Genomic DNA, 22,361 nt, shown 5'->3' with positions numbered 1-22,361 from the left:
GAGCTGGCGCCACTTTGACGTACCCCAATGGAAGGGAAAACAACCATGAACAGCATTTTCGACACCCTGGAGTCCTCGGTCCGCAGCTATTGCCGCAGCTGGCCCGTTGTCTTCACGCACGCCAACGCGGCCACCCAGATAACGGAGGACGGTACCGAGTACCTGGACTTCTTCTCCGGTGCCGGTGCGCTGAACTACGGGCACAATAACCCCGCGCTCAGCGCCCCGCTGCTGGAATACCTGGCCAGCGGGGCGGTGGTGCACTCCTTGGATATGATGACCCCGGCCAAGCGCGAGTTCCTGGAAACCTTCCAGGATTTGATCCTCAAGCCCCGCCATCTGGACTACAAGGTGATGTTCCCCGGCCCGACCGGCACCAACACCGTGGAGGCGGCCCTGAAACTGGCCCGCAAGGTCACCGGTCGCCAACATATCCTCTCCTTCACCAACGCGTTCCATGGCATGACCCTCGGGTCGCTGTCGGTGACCGGCAATTCGCTCAAGCGCCGGGGCGCCGGCATCCCGCTGACCAACAGTTCCAAGATCCCGTACGACGACTACTTTGACGGATCCGTCGCCGACTTCATGTGGCTGGAGCGGGTGCTTGAGGACTCCGGTTCGGGCGTGGACAAACCCGCCGCCGTGATCGTGGAGACCGTGCAGGGCGAGGGCGGACTGCGGGCCGCACGCACCGAATGGTTGCGCGGTCTGGCGGCCCTGCTCAAGCGCCATGACATCCTGCTGATCGTCGATGACGTCCAGGCCGGCTGCGGGCGCACCGGAACCTTCTTCAGTTTCGAGGACGCCGGGATCGAACCGGATATCGTCTGCGTCTCCAAATCGATTTCCGGCTACGGCCTGCCGATGGCATTGACGCTGTTCCGCCCGGACCTGGATGTCTGGGAACCCGGTGAGCACAACGGGACCTTCCGCGGCAACAACCCGGCCTTTGTCACCGCCACCGCGGCGTTGCGCACCTATTGGGCGGACGGGGAATTCCAGCGGCAACTGGGTGGCAAGATCGACACCCTGCACCGTGGGTTGGAGCAGATCGCCGGCACCGTACCCGGTGCGGGTGTCCGCGGCCGAGGCCTGCTGGCCGGAATCGTCTTCCCCGACCTTGAATCGGCGTCCGCGGTGGCCGCAGAGGCCTTTGCCAACGGGCTGCTGGTGGAAACCTCGGGCCCGGAGGACGAGGTCATCAAGATCATGCCGCCACTGACCGTCACCGACGAGGAGCTCACCCGCGGACTGGACATCCTCGCCGCGGCGGTACGCAGCGCCGTCGGCTCCCCGGAGCTGGCATCGGCCTGATCCACCCCACACCACCTACCCGACCAATCCAACCCAGGAGGACCCAGCATGCTGGTCACCAATCTGAACGACCTGAACGACACCGACCGTGATATCACCTCGGAGACCTGGCGCAGCCGCCGCATGGTGCTGGCCGGGGAGGGGGTGGGCTTCTCCTTCCATGACACCGTGATCTACGCCGGAACCACCTCGACGTTCCACTACGCCAACCACATCGAGGCGGTGTACTGCGTACAGGGCGAGGGGACGCTGACCAACGAGGAAACCGGCGAGGTGCACGAGTTGCGCGACGGCACCATGTACCTGCTGGACGGACACGAAAAGCACACCGTGCGCGCCACCAGCGAGCTGCGCATGGCCTGCGTGTTCAACCCGCCGGTCACCGGACGGGAAATCCACGACGAGAACGGGGTATATCCGCTGGTCCTCCAGGACAGCGCCTCCGGTAGCTGATCCGCAGAGGGCTGATCCCGCGAACCCGCCCGTGCACCACGGGCTCCGATACTGTGCCGGTCCCCGAAAAGGGGGCCGGCACAGTGCTCCTGGTGCGGCGGGCCACAGGTATCGGGGTCGTGGCGCGCACCCCGCGGCATCGCCGCGGCGGGTTGCCCCAAAACCGTATCTGACAGAGGGGTATGGGCGGCACAGGCGGCGTGATGAGCCGCTCGAAGCGCCGGCGCGTGCTTCGATCGGGGCTCTGCTATCCTAGGCCTTAACTGCAATTCCGCGGTTTTCCCTATCGGTTGTGCTGCACGATATCCAGCGGCCGAAACGTTGATGAGAACTAGGAGATTGTCGATGCATTTAACCCCCCGGGAGCATGAAAAGCTCATGGTGGTTGTCGCCGCCGACCTGGCCCGCCGACGTCAGGAACGTGGCCTGAAGCTCAACCATCCCGAGGCCGTAGCGATCATCACCTACGAACTCATCGAGGGGGCCAGGGACGGTCGCACCGTGGCGGAACTGATGAGCTATGGCACCACCGTCCTGACCCGCGAAGACGTCATGGACGGGGTGGCGGAGATGATCGCCGATGTCCAAGTCGAAGCGACCTTCCCCGACGGGACCAAACTGGTCACCGTCCACAACCCGATCCGCTAGCGGCCTGGAGGAACCATGAAACCGGGAGAGTACATCCTGCGCGATGAACCCGTCGCCTGCAACCAACAGCAACAGACCCGCGTGCTGAACCTGGTCAACCGGGGGGACCGCCCCATCCAGGTCGGGTCCCACTACCACTTTGCCGAGGTCAACCCGGATCTGGACTTCGACCGGGTTGCCGCCCGCGGCTTCCGGCTGGACATCCCGGCCGGAACGGCCGTGCGTTTCGAACCGGGCGACGCCCGGACCGTTCACCTGGTCGAGTACTCCGGTGCCCGCCAGGTGCACGGTTTCCAGGACCGGATCAACGGCCCGGTGGGGCGCACCGTGCCGGTGGTGGAAACCGAGGCCATCGGCGGAACCGCCGGTATCGACCCGGTGGTGGAAGCCGACGTGATCGAGGACTACGATATCGACCTGCCCAACCAGGGCGAAACCACGGTGGGTTTCCACACCACCTTCGGTGTGGATCCCGTGGACGAGAACCTGCCACCACAGCCGCATGAGACGCGCCGTGCCGAAGAAGCCCGGCAGCAGGCCGAGGGCGAAGAGAAGGAGGACTAGGGATGGCTTTTGAACTCTCCCGCAGGCAATATGCGGAAATGTACGGTCCGACCACCGGGGATGCCATCCGCCTGGCCGATACCGGCCTCTTCGCGGAGATCGAGCACGACCACACCACCTACGGGGAGGAAGTGGTCTTCGGCGGCGGCAAGGTGATCCGTGACGGGATGGGCCAGAACGGCCGGCTGACCCGTGACCAGGACGTGCCGGACACCGTGATCACCAATGTGGTGGTGCTGGACTACACCGGGATCTACAAGGCCGATGTGGCCCTGCGCGACGGGCACATCTTCAAGATCGGCAAGGCGGGCAACCCGGACATCTCCGACGGGGTGGACATCGTGATCGGGGCGGCCACCGACGTGATCGCCGGGGAACACAAGATCCTCACCGCCGGGGCCATCGACACCCACATCCACTTCGTCTCACCGGACCAGGTCCCGGTGGCGCTGGCCGCCGGGACCACCACCCTCATCGGAGGCGGCGCAGGACCCTCGGATGCCTCCAAGGCGACCACCGTGACCCCCGGTCCGTGGCATATCTCCCGGATGCTGCAGGCCGTTGAAGGGCTGCCGATCAACATCGGATTGCTGGGCAAGGGGCATGCCAGTGACCGTGCCCCGTTGGCCGAGCAGATCCGCGCGGGCGCCATCGGGCTGAAAATCCACGAGGACTGGGGAGCCACCACCTCCTCGATCGACAATTCGCTGAAGGTCGCTGACGAGTTCGATGTGCAGATTGCCATCCACGCAGACACCCTGAACGAATGCGGTTTCGTGGAGGACACCATCACGGCCATCGACGGCCGGGTGATCCACACCTTCCACACCGAGGGGGCCGGCGGCGGCCACGCCCCGGATATCATCCGCATGGCCGGGCTGCCCAATGTGCTTCCGGCCTCGACCAACCCGACCCTGCCGTACACCACCAACACCGTGGACGAGCACCTGGACATGCTGATGGTCGCCCACCACCTGAACGCCGACATCCCCGAGGACGTGGCCTTCGCCGATTCGCGCATCCGCGCCGAGACCATCGCCGCCGAGGACGTCCTGCATGACCTGGGCGTCTTCTCGATCACCTCCTCGGATTCCCAGGCCATGGGCCGGGTCGGTGAGGTGGTGCTGCGCACCTGGCAGGTCGCCGATGCGATGAAACGCCAGCGCGGCAAGCTGGAGGGCGACGGGCAGGTCGGGGACAACGCCCGGCTCAAGCGCTATGTCGCGAAGTACACCATCAACCCGGCCATCGCCCACGGGATCGCGGACTCGATCGGCAGTATCGAGGAGGGGAAATTCGCCGACCTGGTGCTGTGGGATCCGGCGTTCTTCGGGGTGAAACCGGAAATGGTGATCAAGGGCGGGCAGATCGTCCAGTCGATCATGGGGGATGCGAACGGCTCGATCCCCACCCCGCAACCGCGGACCCTGCGCCCGAACTTCGGCGCCCTGGGCAGTGCCGTGCACAGCTCGTCGATCACCTTCCTTTCCAAGGCGGCGATCGAGGAAGGTGTACCCGAACGGTTGCGGCTGCGCAAGGTCATCCGCCCGGTCCACGGCATCCGCGAGCTGACCAAGGCGGATCTGAAGCACAACGGACAAACCCCGGACATCCAGGTGGACCCGCAGACCTACACGGTCACCGTGGACGGCGAGGTCGCCACCTGCGAGCCCTCCGAGGTGCTGCCCATGGCGCAGCGTTACTTCCTGTTCTAGAGACCACAATCCACGGCAAGGAGACCGATGATTATCCAAGAACTCGTGGGCAACATCCACGAGCTTCCCGCCCCGGCATATGCCGGCCGGCACCAGGAGAAGGTCGTGCTGCCCAGCAGCGACCTGGTCAAGCGGATCCAGCGGGTGAGCACCGATCACGGGCGGGAACTGGGCATCCGCCTGGCCCCCGGCCCGGATCTGCGTGACGGGGACATCCTGTACCTGTCCGACACCGAACTGATCACCGTGTCGGTGTTGCCCACCGATGTGCTGGTGATATCCCCGGGCAGCATCCTGGAAATGGGGCAGGTGGCCCACGCCCTGGGCAACCGGCACCTGCAGGCCCAGTTCTTCGGCACCGACTCCGACTACGCCGCCGAGGTGATGGTGGTGCAATACGACCACACCGTGGAGGATTTCCTCAAGCACCACGGCACCAGCTACCAGCGGCAAGATCGTGTCATGCCGGTTCCGTTCCGCCATGCCGAACACACCCACTAGCGCCGGCCACCTGCTCGCGCTGCTGCAGCTGTCCGACTCGGCACTGCCCACCGGCGCCTTCAGCCATTCCTTCGGCCTTGAAAGCTATATCGAGGACGGAACGGTGCATGACGAGCACAGTTTCGCGCACTGGCTGGGACTCTTCCTGGGCCAGTCGCTGAGCTACACCGACGGGTTGGTGGTGCGCCTGGCGCATGAAGCCGACACCGGGGCCCAGATCGCCCGGCTGGATCGGATGATCCACGCCGCCGCGCTGCCGCGGCAATTGCGGGAAGCCGGCACCAAGATGGGCGCCCGGATGCTGGCGGTGGCCACCGCGGTGTTCCCCACCCCGGAACTGGAGCAGTACGCGCAGCAGGTGCGTGCCGGTCAATGCCACGGGCATCCCGGGATCGGGTTCGCGCTGGGGGCCAAGGGTGCCGGTGCACCGGTGGCCGATACCGTGGCCGGCTACCTGTTCTCCACCGTCACCGGCCTGACCCAGAACGCGATCCGGGCCATCCCGTTGGGCCAGAACGCCGGGCAACGGGTGCTGCGGTCGATGCATACCCCGGTCAGGCAGGCGACCGAGAGGATCTTCGGGATGGACCTGCAGGATCTGGGTACGGCGGCCCCCGGGCTGGAAATCGCCCAAATGCGCCACGAGCACCTGCGGGCGCGCATGTTCATGTCCTGACCACGGTGGCCGCCAAGCGGCCGCCACGACACTTCTAGGAGAGTGCAGTATGGAACCCATCCGCATTGGCGTTGGCGGGCCAGTTGGCGCCGGAAAAACGCAGCTGATCGAACGCATCACGCGTGCCCTGGACGGGCAGGTGTCGATGGCGGCGATCACCAATGACATCTACACCATCGAGGATGCCAAGATCCTGGCCGCCAACGGGGTCCTGCCGCTGGATCGGATCGTGGGCATCGAAACCGGCGGTTGCCCGCACACCGCGATCCGCGAAGACACCTCGATGAATTCGGCGGCCATCGACGAATTGAAGGACAAGCACCCGGACCTGGAAGTGATCTTCGTCGAATCCGGGGGAGACAACCTGTCGGCGACCTTCTCCCCGGAACTGGTGGATTTCTCGATCTACATCATCGACGTGGCGCAGGGGGAGAAGATCCCCCGCAAGGCCGGCCAGGGAATGATCAAGTCGGACCTGTTCATCATCAACAAGACCGACCTGGCCCCCTATGTCGGTGCCGACCTGTCGGTCATGGAATCCGATTCGAAGCAGTTCCGCGGGGACAAACCCTTCTGCTTCACCAACCTGAAAACCGATGACGGGCTTGAGCAGGTCATCAACTGGCTCAAGCACGACGTGCTGATGGTGGACCTGGGGTAGTGGCCACACGGACCCGGTATACCGGAAGCCAGCTGGGCCCCTCCCCGTTCGCCGGCGACAAACCCGTGGGGGAGTTGCGGCTACAGGTCGGACGGCGCGCCGGAAAGGATATCGCCACCGCCCAGTACCACCAGGGCGCCTTGCGGGTGCTGCGGCCGCACTACCTGGATGACAGCGCCCAGGTGTGCTACACGATAGTGAACCCCGGCGGCGGCTATCTGGGTGCCGACCGGTACGGGATCGAGGTCGAGGTCGCCGCGGGCAGCAGCCTGCTGTTGACCACCCAATCCGCCACCAAGGTGTACCGCACCCCGCAGGGCGAAGCCATCCAGCGGATGGTGCTGCGCCTGGGTGCCGGGGCGGTGCTGGAGTACCTGCCGGACCAGCTGATCGCCTACCGCCAGGCCAGCTACCGCCAGGAAACGAGCATCGAGATGGCAGCCGATGCCTCGCTGGTGCTTTGCGAGGTGCTCACCCCGGGCTGGAGCCCGGACGGAACCCTGTTCCGCTACGAACGGCTGCGGCTGCGCACCGAGGTCAGTGTGGACGGTGAGCTGGTGCTGCTGGACAACCTCCGGGTCGAACCCGGGGCCGATTCGCTGGATTCGCTGCTGTTCCTGCAGGACTATACCCATGTGGGCATGATGCTGGCGGTTGATGCCCGGATCGACCGGGAACTGGCCGAACAGCTGCGGGAGTTGGCCTACCGGATCGCCGGTGACCAGCGCAGCACGGTCCACGTGGGGATTTCCGTCACCGGATTCCCGGGGGTGGCGGTGCGCACGCTCTCGCACTCCACGGAGGCGACCAACGCGGTACTGCTGGGTATCGCCAACGAGCTGCGCCGCCGTTTCCGCGGCCAGCAGTCGGTCAACCTGCGCAAATACTAGCTCCGCTGCAGGCTGCCCAGCTGCACCACCTCATGGCAGATCGACTCCAGGGACTGCCGGTCATGGGAGGCGATCAACACCGCAGCGCCCCGGCCCGCCTGCTCCGCCAGCAGCCGCAGGATGAGGGTGGTGGTCTGCCCGTCCAATTGGGCCGTCGGCTCATCGCAAACCAGCACCGCCGGATCCAGCAGCAGTGCACGGGCCAGCAGCACCCGCTGCAACTGCCCGTCCGAGACTTCCGCCGCGGTGCGGGACAGCAGCCCCGGATCCAGTTCCACCCGCTCGCACCAGCGGTGGAGGGCAGCGGTGTATCTTCCCTGCCGGGGACGCCAGGCCCGGTCCCGGAACGCCAGCGGGGAGGCGAGCACGGCCCCGAGCTTCAGCCGCGGATCGGTGGCGGCCCGCGGGGATTGCGGGACCACGCCGATCCTGCGGCGCAGCGATGCGCTCACCGGCGCCCCCGCGTCCACCCGTTCCCCGGAAATGGACACGGTTCCGGTATCGGCAGACTGCATTAGTGCCGCGATACGCAGCAGCGTCGACTTGCCGGATCCGGAAGGGCCCTTCACTCCCACGATGCGGCCGGTGGCAACCCGCAGGTCCAGCTGCTCCAGGACCGTCCCGGCAGTATTCGGGTAACGGTAGCCGATCCCGTCCAGCTGCAGGCTCACAGGGCCTCCACGGACTGCTCCGTGGCGGACGGCATCCGCCGTGGCCCCAGAAGCTCGGCGACGCTTCCCTGCGCGGTGAGCCGCCCGTTCACGAGCAAGGCCACCCGATCACCCAACCGCTGGGCCAGCTGCTGGTCGTGGGTGACCATGATGACGGTGCATCCGGTGTCCGCCAGCCGGCGCAGCACTCCCTGCAGGATGCCGGCGCTGTCCGGGTCCAAGGCGGAGGTGGGTTCATCAAGAACCAGGATGTCGCACCCGGCCACCAGGCCCAGGGCCAGCACCACACGCTGGGCCTGCCCGCCGGACAGCTCGTGCGGGTAGTGGTTCAGCAGCCGCGGGGCCAGGTCGAGTTCGGCCAGCGAGGTGGCCAGGGCGGGTATCGAAGCGTCCAGCCCATGGCGCCGGCGCTCGCGGCCCAGGGCCGCACCCACGCTACGTACCGGGTTCAACGCGGTGGCCGCCGAGCCGGGAACAAACACCAGCCGGCGCCCGCGTTCAACCGCCAGGTCGCGGGGGCCCAGGGCCCGGCCGTCCACCAGGATCCGGCCATCGGCCTGCAGTTGCGGGGACAGCAACCCGGACAGGGCGCGCAGCAGCGTGCTCTTGCCCGCCCCGGAGGGGCCCAGGATCATGTTGACCGCTCCGCGATGTGCCAGGTAGTCCACCTCCTGCACCAGGGGCGGTCTGTCCGGCCGGGCCGGATCGCACACCGTCAGCCCGTCGGTAGCCAGGTAAGCCCCGCCAGGACCCGCAGCAGGGCGGGCGGCGGCCGCCTGTGCCCGCCGCATGTGCCGTGCGGCCCTCCTCGGCCCCGCCGGGCGGAAGCCCACCGGATGGGCCAGGGCCGCGGCAGCCCAGCTGACCAGCACCAGCAGCGCCGCCGGGAATACCAGCAACCACCAGGCACCGGAGAGGATGCCGCCCCGGGCATCCTCCAGCAGCAGGCCCAATGAGGCAGACTGCGGGGGCAACCCCACACCCAGGAAGGAGAGCGCCGACTCGTGCCAGATGGCGTGCGGCAATTGCAGCACCAGGGCAATCGCCGCCTGCGGGGCGACCGCGGGAACCAGGTGGGTGAACCAGATCGCCGCAGGGCTCGCGCCGCAGGCCCTGGATAGCGCCACATACTCGGCCTCGCGCACCTCGACCAGCCGCGCGCGGACAATCCGGGCGACCTGCGTCCAATGGGTCAGTGCGATGGAGGCCACGATGGCCCACCAGTTGCCCGGCCAGAGTGCCAGCACCACCACCCCCAGCAGCAGATGCGGCACCGCGTTGACGGTGTCGATCAGCCGCATGGCCACCCGGTCCAACACCCCGCCCGCCGACGCGGCGGCGACCCCGACTCCCACACCGATGACGGTGGAGGCCACCGACGAGAACAACGCCAGCAGCAGGGACAGCCGCAGCGCCTGCGCGGAGCGGACCCACACATCACGGCCCAGCTGGTCGGTGCCGAACGGGTGACCGGCACCGGGGGCGAGGTACACCGCCTCCAGATCCACGGCATGGACCGCGGCGGGGTCGCCCAACGGGACAACGAGCGCAAAGAGCAGGGCGCCGGCAAGCACCAGCAACGGCAGAACACGGTATCTAGACATCGGCCACCCGCGGATCGGCCAGCAGGTAACCGGCATCGGCCAGGGCGTTGCCGGCGAACACGGCCAGGCAGGAACAGGCGGTAACCGCGGCGAGTAACGCGAAGTCCCCGGCGATCGCGGCATCCACCACCGCCGAGGCGATCCCCGGCCAGGCGAACACGGTTTCCACCAGCAACGCCCCGGTGACCAGTTCGCCGAGCCGGGAACCGATGACCGTGATGAAGGGCAGCAGGGCCACCGGCAACACCTCGTGGCGCAGCAACGCCAGGCCGTGAACCCCGCGACCCCGGGCGGCCAGCACCGCATCGGAATCCAGCGTCTCGAACACCGAAGCGCGCAGGTTCAACACCAGCCACGGCAACAGGCTGATGGCCAGCACGGCGGCCGGCAACACCAGGTGGGCGGCGATCGAGACGGCATCCGGTGCCGTCCCGGCCGCCGAAACCCCGCCGGCCGGCAGCCCAAGCCGCAAGGCGAAAACGGCAATGGCGATCAAGGCCAGCACAAATGGGGGCAGCGCCTGCGCCAGCTGGGCCAGGAACGTGGTCAATCGGTCCGCGAAGCCGCCCCGGTTCAGGCCCGAGGCCAGCGCCAGGAACAGCGAAATCCCGATTGCCAGCGCCAGGGAGCACAACGCCAACAGCCCGGTATAGGGCAGCCGTTCGGACATCACCTCGGCGACCGGTTGCCCGTACATCCGGGACTGGCCCCAATCCCCGCGCAGCACCCCGCCCAGCCAGTGCCACCAGATGCCCCACCATGACTGATCCAGGCCCAGCTGCCGGGCCAGCACCTCACGCTGCTGCACCCCGGTGTGCTCGAAACGTGAGCCCAGGTAGGCGGCCAACGGGTTGAACGGGGCCACCGAGGCCAACCAGAAAACCACTGCGGTCACCACACCGGTTACCGGAACCGCCAGCAGCATCCGCCGACCCACCAGCGCGGCAGCCGCCCCGACACGGTACCGACGGTGCCGGACAACCCTCAGGGGCCGGCTCATTGGGCCAGGGCCCAGTCGCCGATCTTGACCCAGGGGCCCAAGCGGTGCCGTGATCATGCGGTTCAAGCAGCGTACCGGTGGTGTTCCAGGTTTCGTGGACGTCGCTGCGCTGCACATAGGTATGGTCGACAAAGGCGATCAGCAGCATCGAGGGCTGCTCGGCGTAGAGCTGCTGCACCTTGCGGTAGGCCGCCTGGCGGGAGGCGGGATCCACACTGGTCCGCCCGGTATGCAGGGCCCGGTCCATCTCCTTGGACGCGAAATGGCTCGGGTTGTCGTAGTAGGCGCCGGCCTGCGGGTAGCTCGAATGCAGCATCTTGTAGAGCTGGGTATCCACGTCATAGGGGGTGTCCCCGCCGCCGAGCATGATCGCATCCTGGTCGATCCGCGGTTCGGCCTCGTCGAAGGTCGCTGCCTCGACCGCGGCGCGCACACCGATCCGCTCCAGCTGGGAGGCCAGGGCCAATGACAGGTCCCGGCGCAGAATGTCTCCGGGGTTGTACATGATGGTGAATTCCGCGGGCTGGCCGTTCTTGTCAAGCATGCCGTCGGCCCCGGGCTTCCAGCCTGCCTGCTCCAGCAGCCGGATCGCCCGCTGCGGATCATGGTCGAACACCGCCTCCGGGTTGTACGCCTCACCGTATTCGGCGGGAACGAAGGTGTGGGCTTCCCGACCCGCCCCGGCCAGCACGGCATCGATCAGCTGCCGGCGGTCCACCGCCAGATTCAGGGCAAGGCGGACCGTGGGATCCCCGGTCAGCGGGTGGTCGGCAGGCAGGGAGATGCCGCGCCAGTCAGCGGAAGTCGCGTTCACGACCTCGAATCCCTCACGGTCGGCGTAGCCGAATGCCAGCCGGGGCGGGAGCACGGTGCCGGTGAAACCACCGGTGGCCAGGCGCTGCGAACGGGCGTTGTCATCCTCCGCCGCCTCGTACACGACCCGGGCGACCTCCGGTGCCCCCGCATGGTGCCGCGCATTGGCGGTGAGCACCAGCTGCGAGGCGGAGAAGCTTTCCACCAGGTAGGGGCCGGTACCCACCGGTTCGCGGTTCAGCAGCGATTCGCCGACCGGCTGACCGGGTTCCACCAGCTCGGAGGGCACGATGCCGATCAGCAGCGCCGTTCCGAACGACACCTGCGACTCCTTGAGCGTGAACCGCACGGTGTGCCCGTCCAGCGCCTCGACATCGGCAAGGTTCTCCAGGGTCCCGGCGATTGGCGAGGCGCTGGCCGGATCCATGACCGTCCGGAAGCTGGCCACGACATCCTGGGCATCGAAGCCGCTGCCGTCGCTGAACTCCACATCGGTACGCAAGGCCACGGTCCAGGCCAGTCCGTCGGTCGAAATCCGCGGTTCCCCGGCGGCCAGCAGCGGCACGATCCGGGGCAGGCTATCGGGTTCGCCCTCCAGGGTGTACAGCGATTCATTGACCTTCCCGGTGCCGTTGTTGTCGAAGCCGGCCAGCGGGTTCAGGGTGTCGGGCAGTGCCGGGGTGAGCAGGGCAACCTGCCGGTCGTTCGCGCTGGCCGTACCCGATGCGGGACCCTGGCAGCTGGTCGCGGCCAGTACCATGGGAAGTAAGAGTGCCAGTGTGGTGCGTCGGAGCGCATGGCGCATGGTGCAGGGTCCTTTCGGCGTGTTTGGAGGGTCTGGATGGGTTCGTTCCTACGATACATGTGTCTAGACAAACAGATAAGTTCACTGCCCGGTGCATTGGCCGCGGCAGGAATCGGGGGTGCCCATGGCGGAGCTTGAGCGGGGTCGGATCGCCGCCAACGCGGTCGCGGAGGCGCAGGGTCGGATCCCGGAATGGATCAACGTCTTCTCCCTGTGTGCCGACGCGACCCGGATGAAGATCCTGGTGGCCTTGCATGCCGCCCCCGAAGCCTCGGTGAGCCAGCTGGCCGAAGCGGCGGAGCTGTCGGCCAATACCGTCACCCAGGCGCTGGCCACGCTGCGCCGGGCCGGAGTGGTGGATGTGCGCCCCGATGGCAAGTACCGGCGCTGGCGGCTGGTGCATCCGGGGGTCCACCAGCTGCTGCACCAGATGGACGCACCTCATTCGGCCCTCCATCCGGAGCATCGGCACCCCGGGACGGAGTAACGAAACTCCCGGTTGCGTCGGCGCTCTGCTGGAATGGTTCCTTGACTGATGAAACCAGTACCGTGAGTGGCGGCCAGGATATCGAGATCCAGCTGCGATGGAGTGACGAGGACAAACTCGGGCACGTGAACAACGCGCGGGTGGTGACCCTGATGGAGGAGGCCCGCTACCGCTGGTCCCGTGCGGATAACGACGAACAGCGTCTGAAGTACGGGACGGTTGTCGCCTCACTCCAGGTGGACTACCTCAGGCCGCTGCACTACGGGCCGGCGATGTTCGTGCGGGTCGGGGTGTCCCGGATCGGGACCAAGTCGTATACGGTCCGCCATATTGCCTACCAGCACGGGGCGGTGGCCTTCGACGGCAGTGCGGTGATGGTGCCGCTGGCCGCCGACGGGGTCTCATCCCGGGCGCTGAACGAGGCCGAACGGGAATGGCTGCAACGACGGTTGATAAAGCAAAGCCGGTAGCTGGACCCAGCTACCGGCTTCGTACCGTGCGGTGGTTGGGCTACTTGCCGAACAACCTGGCGAACAGTCCCCGGCCCGCCGGCTGCTCATGTCCCTGGCAACGCCGGGACTTCGGGACGTTGGCCATGACCGAGTCCACATGCTGGCCGCAGCCAGCCCACGTCGTCTTCCCGCAGATCCTGCAGTTCACTTGACGGCACATCCGATGCACCTTTCCGGGCAATGGCCCATTTTTACGAAAGAGAGAGGAAGAGCTTTTCCAGCTCCTCGACGGTCAACCCGTCTTCTTCCTCGGCGGTCTTCTCCGGGTCGATCAGGCAGTGCTGCATGGCGGTGGAGACAATGGCGAACCCCGCGCGATCCAGGGCGGTGGACACCGCGGCCAGCTGGGTCACGACATCACGGCATGAGCCCTCGCCCTCGACCGCGTTGATCACCGCATCAAGCTGGCCCCGGGCGCGCTTGAGCCGGTTGAGGATCTTCTTGCGGGTGGCCTCGTCGGCGTTGCGCATCATTCTCTCCTTGGGTTGTGATCGGATTGACCGGATCCTTCGGGGGCTACCGGGGTGCAATCTGCATCCGGGAGCGTACCTCATCCATGTCCAGTTCCTTCAGCGAGGTGACCAGCGATTCGAGCCGTGCCGGATCCAGCGCACCGGGCCGGGAAGAGACCATGACCCCGTCCTTGAAGGCCAGCAGTGTGGGGATCGAGGTGATCTGCGCCGCCGCGGCCAGGGACTGCTGGGTTTCGGTATTCACCTTGCCGAAGACGACATCGGGATGCAGCTCCGCCGCTTGGTCGAACACCGGGGCGAACTGGCGGCATGGGCCACACCAGGCGGCCCAGAAATCCACCAGCACCATCCCGGGGGCCTTGACCACCTCGGCGAAGTTCGTTTCGGTCAGTTCCAGGGGTATCATTTTCTTTCCTTACTGCAATAGATACTAATCGAGTGCCGCGGCCGGGTCGGTTGGGGCCCGGTTGCCCCGCCACCGGCAGCGCGCGGCAACGGCCGGGACCGTGGTGCACAGCACCAGTGCAGCGATCACTGCCAGGCCGATTCCCAGTACCGGAAGACCGAAGGGGTGGGGCAGTTCCTGGGCCAGGACCACGACGCCCATCACCAGGACGAAGTATCCGAAACCCCTGCGCAGAGCGGCTTCCGGGATGCGGGAAGCCAACCGGGCACCGGCCAGCGAACCGACCATCGCCGCGGCCGTCACCGACAAGGCCAGCGGCCAGTCGATGGCGGTGGTCCAGAGATACCCGGCCAGCCCGGCGAAGGACTTCACGGAGATCACCAGCAGTGAGGTTCCCACGGCCAACGGCATGGATAACCCGCCCAGGAGAACCAGGGCCGGCACCACCAGGAACCCGCCCCCGGCACCCACCAGCCCGGTCACCAGTCCCACTACCAGCCCATCGATGACGATGCGGCCCACCGGACGTTTGGCATGTACCCGGCCCTTCACCTGCCTGCGTCCGCGCAACATCGCGCCGGCGGTGGCCAGCATCATCAGCGCGAAGGCGGTCATCAGTACCGTTCCCGGTAGACGGCCCCCAAGCAGCCCACCCAGAAAGGCCCCGGCCATGCCCGAAACCCCGAAAACCGTGCCGATGCCCCACCGGATGTTGCCGGCGCGGGCATGTGCGAGCAGACCGGACAGGGATGTCACCGCCACCACGAACAATGAGGTGGCGATGGCCTGTTTCGCTTCCATTCCGGCCACATATGACAGCAACGGGACCATCAGGATCGATCCGCCACCGCCGAGCAGCCCGAGGCTGAGGCCGACGACCACGGAGGCGAATAAGACCAGGATGACCAGCGGATCCACGGTGATCTTCCTTCTACTTCGTGTTGCCGGCCAGCAGCTGGCCGGCATTCGGGGTGTCGGCCAGCGGGTTGCTGCCGGCCACCGGGCGCACCCTGTTCCACGGCATCCGGGATAGGGCCCCGGCCATGGCGCAGGAGTTGGTGGCCGCCGAGAAGACCAAACCGGCGCCGACGGCGGCGGGCAGGTATCCCAGTTTCGGGTTGATGATCTTCCCGGCCAGGAACCCGGCAAGCACCAGGGCACCTGCGGCCATGCGAACCTGGCGGTCCATGGCCCAGCGTCGTGAACCACGCACCACCTCGCCACCGGCCTTCTCGTAGGCGGCGATGCCGCCGACCAGTACGCTGGCGCCCTCGATGTCGATGTCCACCAGGCATTGCTGGGCTTGTGTGGCCCGGTTGCCGGATTGGCAGACCAGCACGATCTGCCGGGCCAGGTTCCGGGTCACGTCATGGGCATGCTCGGGCAGCAGATCCAGCGGGACGTTGTACGATCCGGGGATATGCAATGCTCCGAACTCGACGGGGGTGCGCACATCCAAGATCGCGGCCCCGGAGCCATTGGCCAGCAGGGCCTTCAGTTCCTGGGCACTTATCCTCTTCATGGTGTTGCTCATGTTCCTGGGTTCTCCTTATCTCGAAGACGGGTTAGGCCGTGGCCATACGGGACTGCCAGCCGGCGTAGCTGCCGGCCAGTTCAACGACGTCGTAACCGGCGGCGCGCAGGGCGCTGGCCACCACGGCATTGCGTGTCCCGCCCTGGCAATAGGTGACGATCGCCCCGTCGCGAGGCAGCTGGTCGAGTTTCCACAGCGCCTGGCTGGCCGAGAGCCATCGGGCCCCGGGGATATGCCCATCGTTGTATTCGTTCCGGTTACGCACGTCGACCAGGGCGGCGTAGTCCAAGGACCCCAGCTCAAGGGGATGGACCTGCGGTGGCGTGAACGCCGGCAGCCCGTGCAGGGTGGTGGCGTATCCGGCCACCCTGTCGATACCTACGCGGATCAGATGGTCGCGCATTTCGTCGGCCTGCTTGGCATCCCGGGCCAGCACTACCAGCGAGCGCCCGTCACGTTCCGGATCGAAGGCCCAGCCTCCAAAGGTGGCCATCTTCCCGGGTCCGGGGATAGCCAGTGCTCCGGCCACCGTGCCGGACAGCACCTGGGTGTGTTCCCGGGTGTCCACGAAAACGCTGGTTCCGTCCGCAAGCCTGGCATTGACCTGCTCCGGGGCCAGCTCCGGCAGCGTGCCCAGCGGCCCGAGGATGGCGGCGCCGTCACGGTTCTGCCGTTTCATGCGCCCGAAGTAGGCGTGGGCATCCGGCTGGTTTTCCAGCAGTGCGGCCACGAACCCTTCCTCGTTGTCCTGCGCCAGATAGCTGGCCCACCAGGCGTACTGGCGTTCGTAGCCGACGGTGGTGGAAGGTACCGCACCCAGGGCCTTGCCGCAGGCGCTGCCCGAACCGTGGGCGGGGTGGACCTGCACATGGTCGGGCAGTTCGAGGAAGACCTGCTGCAGCGAGGCGAATAGCTGGCGGGCTCCGGCAAAGCGGGTGTCCACCCCGCCGGCGGCTTCATCGAGCAGATCCGGGCGGCCCAGGTCCCCGGCGAAGACGAAATCCCCGGAGAGCAAATATCCGGGCTCGGGGCTGAAGGCCCCGTCGGTGACCAGGAAGGAAAGGTGCTCGGGGGTATGCCCGGGGGTGTGGCGTGCGGTGAGGGTGATGTTGCCCAGAGTGATGGTGTCCCTATCCATCAGGCGTTCGGCGTCGAAGCCATACTGCCAGTCGACGCCGCCCTCGCCGGAGACGTACATGGCGGCACCGGTGGCGGCGGCCAGCTCGCGGGTACCGGAGAGGTAATCGGCGTGGATATGGGTTTCGGTTACCGCGGTGATGCTCATGCCGTGCTTGGCGGCCAGCTCCAGGTAGCCGGCGATGTCGCGGCGGGGATCAACCACGACGGCCTCGCCTTTGGCCTGGCAGCCGATGAAATAGCTGGCCTGGGCCAGGTCCTCGTCGTAGAAGCGTTCAAGCAGCATCTCATTCTCCTTTGTCGGTGGTGTTCCACCCATCATAGAGATACCCCCGGGGGTATGTCAACAATAGGGGTGGGGGTATGCCTGCAGCCTGGTTCGCCGGGCTTGTGTGAGATCGATACCAGGACCCCGACTCGCCGAGGCATGGCAGCTGTCAACGACGACCATGGGCCACAAAAGTTCACATACCGAACGAATGTTCGGTAATGAATGGTTTTCCGATGCGGTATGGGGCACACTCGAAGATGCTCGATCACCGATCCGTGACGAAAACCGACCATCTGGGAGTGCCTTCTTGAAAACAACCCGAGCCTGGATCGTGGCCCTATGCTGGACCACCGTGGTCTTTGAGGGGTTCGATATCGTTGCGCTCAGTGCCTCGATTCCGCACCTGCTGGACTCCGCCTATCTGGGCATGACCGCGCTGGACGCGACGAGTATTGCCACATTTTCGCTCGTTGGCGTGGGGCTGGGCGCGGTGCTGATCGGCCCGGCCTCGGATAAGTATGGTCGACGCGTGCCGATCCTGGTCTGCGTACTGGTCTTCTCGATCTTCACCCTGGTCTTCCCGCTCATGCCGAACATCGCGATGCTGGTGGTTGTGCGTTTCATCGCCGGTCTTGCCATCGGAGGCTGCATGCCGGTGGCCATCACGATGATGCAGGAAGCGGCTGCAGATGACGCCCGCGCCCACTCGAGCACCATAACCATGACCGGGTACCATGTCGGGGCGGTGCTTGCCTCGCTGCTGGCGATCGTGGCCGCGGGACATTGGACCTGGCTGTTCTACAGTGGCGGTGCATTGGGCCTGCTGCTGTTGCCGATCATGTACTTCAAGCTTCCGGAAACCCATGCCGCGGGCCTGGCCGCCCACGGGGATCCGGTGCCACAGGCCCGCATCCGGGATCTCTTCAGCGGAGGTACGGCACGGTCCACCATCGGTTTGTGGATCGGTGCATTCATGGGACTGCTACTGGTCTACGGCATGAACACCTGGTTGCCGCAGCTGATTCGTGGCGCCGGATACAACGTGGCCGATTCGCTGGTCTTGCTGCTGGTTCTCAATGTCGGGGCCATTGCAGGACTGCTGTTGGGCGGACGTATCGCTGATGCCCGGGGGATCGAGGGAACCACCATGTTCTGGTTCGGGTCCGCCGCGGTTCTACTGGTGCTGCTCAGTATCCGGATGGAGAACCAATGGGTGCTGAACCTCGTGGTCCTGGTCACCGGAGCCTTTGTCTTCTGTGCCCAGGTACTGATCTACGGATTCGTTGGCTATGCCTACCCTCGGCATCTGGTGGGTACCGGAATGGGAATGGTCGCCGGGGTGGGGCGCTTGGGCGCGATCGTCGGGCCGGGCCTCACCGGTTTGCTGGTAGCCAGCGGGCACGCCTACCCCTATGGGTTCTACCTTTTCGGTGCCGCGGCGGTGCTGGGACTGTTGGCTACCTCGTTGATCCGCAAGCCGGTACGCGCCACCGAGGCGGTGCAGCCGGAGCCGGTTGCGGCACAATAGCCCGCTCTGCTCCCACCCGTCCCGCATGGGAATCATGCTCCGGGCGGGTGGTTGTCATTAAACCGCGCTACCCAGGCCAGCAAGGTGCTCGGCGAGCCGGGTGCTGGCGTTGTCCAGATGCCGCTGGAGCACCTCGGCCGCACCATCCCCGTCTCCTGCGGCAATCAGCTCGAGCAGTTGCCCGTGTTCGGCGGCGATCCGCTCGGTGGACAGCAGTGTCGCGTCCTGCACATGGCTCATGCACAGGCGGATCTCGTCGGTCAGCTGTTCGTAGATGGTGCTGGTCCGCGGGGACTGCAGGGCGTCGACCAATGCGGTATGGAAACGCACATCGGGGTCGACGATCTGGATGGGCGAGGCATCACGCAGCGCGGTGATCCGGGCGTTGGATTCCAGGGCGGCCTCCGGGACGTGCCTGGTGGAGGCCAGTAGCCGCACGGCTTCGGCCTCGATGATGGCGCGGGTGCGGTAGATATCCCTCGTGTCCGCGGGGGTCAGCCGACGCACCCGGGCGGTCTGGTGGGCATTGCGGCTCAGCAACCCGGTGGCCACCAGGTTCTCCAGGGCCGCCTTGGCCGTGGGGCGGGCCACCTCGTAGTGCTCCGCCACGTCGACCTCGCGTAGTGCGGAGCCCGGGGCCAGGTCCCCGCTGAAAATCCGCTCACGCAGGTCCCGGATGATGGCCTGCACGACCGAAACGACCCCTAGACGTGCCACGGCTTTGCCTCCAATGGTTTGCTTTGGACGGTTAAAGTATTGCACGCAAGGTACTAGCATGGCATGTGTACTTGTTAGACAAAATTGCGATTCGGTAGGCTTGGCCTACTCGAGACCACAGGAGCAGAGCATGGCCGTGAGCACGCCAGCATTGGGTGAGACCACCGTCCCGCGCGAAGTGACCGACGTCGTTGCCGATCGGGACCGGGTCAAGACCCGGTCCATCGACCGTGTCGCCTACGCCTCGGATGCCTCCCATTACCTCTTCACACCCCAGGCCGTGGTCATCGCGGCCGATGCCGCTGAAGTCAGCCGGCTGCTGGCCGCCTCCGCACGCACCAATCAGCCGGTGACCCTGCGTTCGGGCGGCACCTCACTGGCCGGTCAGGTCAGCGGGGACGGGCTGCTGATCGATGTGCGCAAGAACTTCCGCGCGATCACCGTGCTGGAGGCGGGCCGACGGGTCCGTGTGCAGCCAGGCGCCACGGTCCGCCAGGTCAACGCCCGGCTGGCGCCCTACGGCCACAAGCTGGGACCGGACCCCGCCAGCGAGGCCGCGTGCACCATTGGCGGGGTCATCGCCAACAACTCCTCGGGCATGGCCTGCGGCACCGAATTCAACACCTACCGGACCCTGGAATCGATGACCTTCGTGCTGCCCAGCGGCACCATGATCGATACCGCGGCCCCGGACGCCGATGCCCGGTTCGCCCAGGCGGAACCGGAACTGGTGGCCACGCTGGAACGCCTGCGCCGCCGGGTGCGGGACAACTCCGAATCCGTGGCGCTGATCCGCAAGCACTTCGCGCTGAAGAACACCATGGGCTACGGGCTGAATTCCTTCCTGGACTTCGACTCCCCGGCCCAGCTGTTCGCCCAACTGGTCATCGGTTCCGAGGGGACCCTGGCCTTCGTGGCCGAGGCGGTGTTCCGCACCGTGCCGATCCGCAAGCTGGCCATCGCCACCCTGGCGGTGTTCGACAACCTCGATCTGGCCACCCGCGCCCTGCCCGACCTGGTCGACTCGGGGGCGGCCACCCTGGAGCTGATGGACTCGACGTCGCTGCGGGTGGGTCAGAACCTGCCCGGCGTCCCGCAAGCCATCATGGGTTTCGAGGTACGGGACCAGGCCGCGCTGCTGGTGGAGTACCACGCGGACACCGATCAGGAACTGGCCGGTCTGCAGCGGGCCGGGCAGCAACTGCTGGACCAGGCCCCGCTGCGCGCCCCGGCCCTGCTGAGCACCGATGCGGTCAACCGCCAAGCCGCCTGGAAATTCCGCAAGGGACTCTACGCCTCGGTGGCCGGGGCCAGGGCCTCGGGAACCACCGCGCTGCTGGAGGACGTGGCCGTCCCGGTGGGCGAACTCTCGCACACCTGCCAGAACCTGCAGGAACTGTTCACCGGTTACGGGTACGAGGATTCGGTGATCTTCGGACATGCCAAGGACGGCAACATCCACTTTATGCTCACCGACCGGTTCGAGGGCGAGAAGGCCCTGAACCGCTACAACGCGTTCAATGAGCAGATGGTTGAGCTGATCCTGTCCAAGGGCGGAAACCTGAAGGCCGAACACGGCACCGGGCGGGCCATGGCACCCTTCGTCCGCCGCCAATACGGGGACGAGCTCTACGAGGTGATGGTTCAGCTGAAGACCGCGGCCGACCCGCGGCTGGTATTGAACCCGGGGGTCATCATCGACGAGGACCATGCCGCGCATATCCGCAATATCAAGCTCAACGCCACCATCGAGGTGGAGGCCGATCGCTGCGTGGAATGCGGTTACTGCGAGCCGGTGTGCCCCTCCAAGGACCTGACCCTCACCCCGCGGCAGCGCATTGTGGTGCGCCGCGCCATCGCCAAAGCCGAAGCCGACGGCGATATGGCGCTGGTGGCCGAACTGGAACGCGACTACGACTACGACGCGGTGCAGACCTGCGCGGTGGACGGCATGTGCGTGACCGCCTGCCCGGTGCAGATCAACACCGGCCTGCTGGTCAAGCGGCTGCGCCGCGAGGACGCCCACCCGGTGCTGGAAGCCGGTTTCAAGGCCGCGGCCAAGGGCTGGGGCGCGGCCACCCGTGCCGGGGCGCTGGCGCTGAGCGTGGCCGAGAAGATCCCTGCCCCCCTGGTCAGCGGAACCACCGACCTGGCCCGCAAGGTCATCAACACCGATGTGATGCCGCGCTACGGGGCGGACCTGCCCGGGGGAGGAACGGCCCGCAAGCCGTTGGTCGGACGGCTCGGTGCCAAGGATGCGCAACCGGTGGCGATCTACCTGCCGGCGTGCGTGAACTCGATGTTCGGCGCCTGCGGCGACGGGGACGGTGTCGCCGCCGCGTTCGAGCAGCTGCTGGTCAATGCCGGGGTCAGCGTGCTGGTGCCCGTGGGCATCGAGTCCATGTGCTGCGGTACGCCCTGGACCTCCAAGGGCTATACCCAGGGGCACCAGGTCATGGAGCACCGGGTCATCGAACGGGTGCGTGCCGCGCAGCCGGAAGGTGCCGCCTTGCCGGTGATCTCCGATGCCACCAGCTGCACCGAGGGTTTTGAGCAGATCCTGGCCGGGGCCGGGTACACGGTGCAGGATGCCCTGGGATTCACCGCCAGGCACCTGCTGGACAGGCTGCCGACAGGCAAGAAGATCGACTCGCTGACCCTGCACCCGACCTGCTCATCCACCCAGATGGGACTGAATGACGCACTGGAGGCCATCGCACGGGCAACGGCCGACGTGGTCCATGTGCCCCAGGCCTGGGGATGCTGCGGATTCGCCGGGGATCGCGGGATGTTGCATCCCGAGCTCACCGCCTCGGCCACCGCGGCCGAAGCGGCAGAGGTCAGGGAGCTGGACAGCACGGCCCATGCCTCGTGCAACCGCACCTGCGAACTGGGCATGACCCGGGCCACCGGCAAGGACTACCAGCACGTGCTGGAGCTGCTGGCCCAGGTCACCACCGGGGCCTAACGGCCACCGGTCC

Annotated in this window: 22 protein-coding genes and 1 pseudogene; 13 read left to right on the top strand and 10 right to left on the bottom strand. The window is 66.6% G+C overall.

What is annotated here, in order from left to right; all coding sequences use genetic code 11:
* Positions 1-45 precede the first annotated feature (45 nt).
* The 9 genes and pseudogenes from ectB (at position 46) to OK351_RS11225 (ending at position 7,422) form a co-directional block, all read left to right on the top strand.
* A complete protein-coding gene (gene ectB / locus OK351_RS11265) occupies positions 46-1,314 on the top strand; it encodes a diaminobutyrate--2-oxoglutarate transaminase (RefSeq protein ID WP_265158910.1) in 1,269 nt (422 codons plus the stop codon).
* Between the two features lie 48 nt (positions 1,315-1,362).
* Complete coding sequence (locus OK351_RS11260; protein WP_265158908.1) at positions 1,363-1,767, top strand: ectoine synthase; 405 nt, start codon at positions 1,363-1,365, stop codon at positions 1,765-1,767.
* A gap of 345 nt (positions 1,768-2,112) precedes the next feature.
* A complete protein-coding gene (locus OK351_RS11255; protein WP_265158906.1) occupies positions 2,113-2,415 on the top strand; it encodes an urease subunit gamma in 303 nt (100 codons plus the stop codon).
* Positions 2,416-2,430: 15 nt separating this feature from the next.
* Positions 2,431-2,727, top strand: a pseudogene (locus tag OK351_RS11250) (urease subunit beta); the annotation flags it as partial.
* A 254-nt stretch (positions 2,728-2,981) separates the two neighbouring features.
* The gene (ureC, locus tag OK351_RS11245; protein ID WP_265158902.1) at positions 2,982-4,694 is read left to right on the top strand and encodes an urease subunit alpha; all 1,713 of its coding nucleotides are present in this window, start codon (positions 2,982-2,984) and stop codon (positions 4,692-4,694) included.
* A gap of 27 nt (positions 4,695-4,721) precedes the next feature.
* Positions 4,722-5,195, top strand: coding sequence for an urease accessory protein UreE (ureE, locus tag OK351_RS11240; protein ID WP_265158900.1), 474 nt, complete (start codon positions 4,722-4,724; stop codon positions 5,193-5,195).
* Complete coding sequence (locus OK351_RS11235) at positions 5,176-5,871, top strand: urease accessory protein UreF (protein WP_265158897.1); 696 nt, start codon at positions 5,176-5,178, stop codon at positions 5,869-5,871. The genes ureE and OK351_RS11235 overlap by 20 nt, the downstream gene beginning before the upstream one ends.
* A gap of 49 nt (positions 5,872-5,920) precedes the next feature.
* Positions 5,921-6,532, top strand: a complete 612-nt coding sequence (gene ureG / locus OK351_RS11230; RefSeq protein WP_265158895.1) for an urease accessory protein UreG — start codon at positions 5,921-5,923, stop codon at positions 6,530-6,532.
* Positions 6,532-7,422 carry an urease accessory protein UreD gene (locus tag OK351_RS11225; RefSeq protein WP_265158893.1) on the top strand — a complete coding sequence of 297 codons (891 nt, stop codon included), beginning with the start codon at positions 6,532-6,534 and terminating at the stop codon, positions 7,420-7,422. Before ureG ends, OK351_RS11225 begins: the two co-directional genes overlap by 1 nt.
* Here OK351_RS11225 and OK351_RS11220 read toward each other — a convergent pair.
* The 4 genes from OK351_RS11220 to OK351_RS11205 are packed head-to-tail and all read right to left on the bottom strand — an operon-like array spanning position 7,419 to position 12,315.
* A complete protein-coding gene (locus tag OK351_RS11220) occupies positions 7,419-8,093 on the bottom strand; it encodes an ATP-binding cassette domain-containing protein (RefSeq protein WP_265158891.1) in 675 nt (224 codons plus the stop codon). The two genes, OK351_RS11225 and OK351_RS11220, sit on opposite strands and share 4 nt — an antisense overlap.
* Positions 8,090-9,697 (bottom strand): ABC transporter permease subunit, encoded by a 1,608-nt coding sequence (locus tag OK351_RS11215; protein WP_265158889.1) that lies wholly within the window; start codon positions 9,695-9,697, stop codon positions 8,090-8,092. Before OK351_RS11215 ends, OK351_RS11220 begins: the two co-directional genes overlap by 4 nt.
* Positions 9,690-10,583 (bottom strand): ABC transporter permease, encoded by an 894-nt coding sequence (locus OK351_RS11210; RefSeq protein WP_265158887.1) that lies wholly within the window; start codon positions 10,581-10,583, stop codon positions 9,690-9,692. The genes OK351_RS11215 and OK351_RS11210 overlap by 8 nt, the downstream gene beginning before the upstream one ends.
* Positions 10,492-12,315 carry an ABC transporter substrate-binding protein gene (locus OK351_RS11205; RefSeq protein ID WP_265158885.1) on the bottom strand — a complete coding sequence of 608 codons (1,824 nt, stop codon included), beginning with the start codon at positions 12,313-12,315 and terminating at the stop codon, positions 10,492-10,494. Before OK351_RS11205 ends, OK351_RS11210 begins: the two co-directional genes overlap by 92 nt.
* A gap of 124 nt (positions 12,316-12,439) precedes the next feature.
* Here OK351_RS11205 and OK351_RS11200 point away from each other — a divergent pair, with 124 nt between their 5' ends.
* Complete coding sequence (locus OK351_RS11200) at positions 12,440-12,802, top strand: ArsR/SmtB family transcription factor (RefSeq protein ID WP_265158883.1); 363 nt, start codon at positions 12,440-12,442, stop codon at positions 12,800-12,802.
* Between the two features lie 41 nt (positions 12,803-12,843).
* Positions 12,844-13,272 (top strand): acyl-CoA thioesterase, encoded by a 429-nt coding sequence (locus tag OK351_RS11195; protein ID WP_265158881.1) that lies wholly within the window; start codon positions 12,844-12,846, stop codon positions 13,270-13,272.
* A 233-nt stretch (positions 13,273-13,505) separates the two neighbouring features.
* Here OK351_RS11195 and OK351_RS11190 read toward each other — a convergent pair whose 3' ends face one another.
* From OK351_RS11190 to OK351_RS11170, 5 genes are read right to left on the bottom strand one after another with little or no spacing between them, the layout of a single operon-like run.
* Entirely contained in the window at positions 13,506-13,784 is a 279-nt protein-coding gene (locus tag OK351_RS11190) for a metal-sensitive transcriptional regulator (RefSeq protein WP_265158961.1), read from the bottom strand.
* A 46-nt stretch (positions 13,785-13,830) separates the two neighbouring features.
* The gene (gene trxA, locus OK351_RS11185; protein ID WP_265158878.1) at positions 13,831-14,193 is read right to left on the bottom strand and encodes a thioredoxin; all 363 of its coding nucleotides are present in this window, start codon (positions 14,191-14,193) and stop codon (positions 13,831-13,833) included.
* Positions 14,194-14,217: 24 nt separating this feature from the next.
* Positions 14,218-15,111, bottom strand: coding sequence for a sulfite exporter TauE/SafE family protein (locus tag OK351_RS11180; protein WP_265158876.1), 894 nt, complete (start codon positions 15,109-15,111; stop codon positions 14,218-14,220).
* Between the two features lie 13 nt (positions 15,112-15,124).
* On the bottom strand, positions 15,125-15,727 hold the full coding sequence (locus OK351_RS11175) for a rhodanese-like domain-containing protein (RefSeq protein WP_265158874.1): 603 nt from the start codon (positions 15,725-15,727) through the stop codon (positions 15,125-15,127).
* A 31-nt stretch (positions 15,728-15,758) separates the two neighbouring features.
* Complete coding sequence (locus OK351_RS11170; RefSeq protein WP_265158872.1) at positions 15,759-17,150, bottom strand: MBL fold metallo-hydrolase; 1,392 nt, start codon at positions 17,148-17,150, stop codon at positions 15,759-15,761.
* 292 nt (positions 17,151-17,442) lie between these two features.
* Between OK351_RS11170 and OK351_RS11165 the strand changes: the two genes are divergently transcribed.
* Entirely contained in the window at positions 17,443-18,663 is a 1,221-nt protein-coding gene (locus tag OK351_RS11165; protein WP_265158870.1) for an MFS transporter, read from the top strand.
* Between the two features lie 57 nt (positions 18,664-18,720).
* Here the strand turns inward: OK351_RS11165 and OK351_RS11160 are convergent, their stop codons facing one another.
* Positions 18,721-19,380, bottom strand: coding sequence for a GntR family transcriptional regulator (locus tag OK351_RS11160; RefSeq protein ID WP_265158868.1), 660 nt, complete (start codon positions 19,378-19,380; stop codon positions 18,721-18,723).
* Between the two features lie 130 nt (positions 19,381-19,510).
* Between OK351_RS11160 and OK351_RS11155 the strand changes: the two genes are divergently transcribed.
* On the top strand, positions 19,511-22,348 hold the full coding sequence (locus tag OK351_RS11155) for an FAD-binding and (Fe-S)-binding domain-containing protein (RefSeq protein WP_265158865.1): 2,838 nt from the start codon (positions 19,511-19,513) through the stop codon (positions 22,346-22,348).
* Positions 22,349-22,361 lie beyond the last annotated feature (13 nt).

It is taken from the genome of Glutamicibacter sp. MNS18, assembly GCF_026107515.2.
Lineage (GTDB): Bacteria > Actinomycetota > Actinomycetes > Actinomycetales > Micrococcaceae > Glutamicibacter.
The sequence above is the reverse complement of the archived record's forward strand: the minus strand, read 5'-3'. Positions and strand labels throughout refer to the sequence as shown.

What these genes read in the sequence shown, in the direction of transcription:
- OK351_RS11155 (WP_265158865.1), top strand. Translation starts at nt 19,511, where the DNA reads ATGGCCGTGAGCACGCCAGCATTGGGTGAGACCACCGTCCCGCGCGAA.
- OK351_RS11190 (WP_265158961.1), bottom strand. Translation starts at nt 13,784, where the DNA reads ATGCGCAACGCCGACGAGGCCACCCGCAAGAAGATCCTCAACCGGCTC.
- ectB (WP_265158910.1), top strand. Translation starts at nt 46, where the DNA reads ATGAACAGCATTTTCGACACCCTGGAGTCCTCGGTCCGCAGCTATTGC.
- trxA (WP_265158878.1), bottom strand. Translation starts at nt 14,193, where the DNA reads ATGATACCCCTGGAACTGACCGAAACGAACTTCGCCGAGGTGGTCAAG.
- ureC (WP_265158902.1), top strand. Translation starts at nt 2,982, where the DNA reads ATGGCTTTTGAACTCTCCCGCAGGCAATATGCGGAAATGTACGGTCCG.
- OK351_RS11170 (WP_265158872.1), bottom strand. Translation starts at nt 17,150, where the DNA reads ATGCTGCTTGAACGCTTCTACGACGAGGACCTGGCCCAGGCCAGCTAT.
- ureG (WP_265158895.1), top strand. Translation starts at nt 5,921, where the DNA reads ATGGAACCCATCCGCATTGGCGTTGGCGGGCCAGTTGGCGCCGGAAAA.
- OK351_RS11235 (WP_265158897.1), top strand. Translation starts at nt 5,176, where the DNA reads ATGCCGAACACACCCACTAGCGCCGGCCACCTGCTCGCGCTGCTGCAG.
- OK351_RS11205 (WP_265158885.1), bottom strand. Translation starts at nt 12,315, where the DNA reads ATGCGCCATGCGCTCCGACGCACCACACTGGCACTCTTACTTCCCATG.
- OK351_RS11215 (WP_265158889.1), bottom strand. Translation starts at nt 9,697, where the DNA reads ATGTCTAGATACCGTGTTCTGCCGTTGCTGGTGCTTGCCGGCGCCCTG.
- OK351_RS11175 (WP_265158874.1), bottom strand. Translation starts at nt 15,727, where the DNA reads ATGAGCAACACCATGAAGAGGATAAGTGCCCAGGAACTGAAGGCCCTG.
- OK351_RS11260 (WP_265158908.1), top strand. Translation starts at nt 1,363, where the DNA reads ATGCTGGTCACCAATCTGAACGACCTGAACGACACCGACCGTGATATC.
- OK351_RS11200 (WP_265158883.1), top strand. Translation starts at nt 12,440, where the DNA reads ATGGCGGAGCTTGAGCGGGGTCGGATCGCCGCCAACGCGGTCGCGGAG.
- OK351_RS11255 (WP_265158906.1), top strand. Translation starts at nt 2,113, where the DNA reads ATGCATTTAACCCCCCGGGAGCATGAAAAGCTCATGGTGGTTGTCGCC.
- ureE (WP_265158900.1), top strand. Translation starts at nt 4,722, where the DNA reads ATGATTATCCAAGAACTCGTGGGCAACATCCACGAGCTTCCCGCCCCG.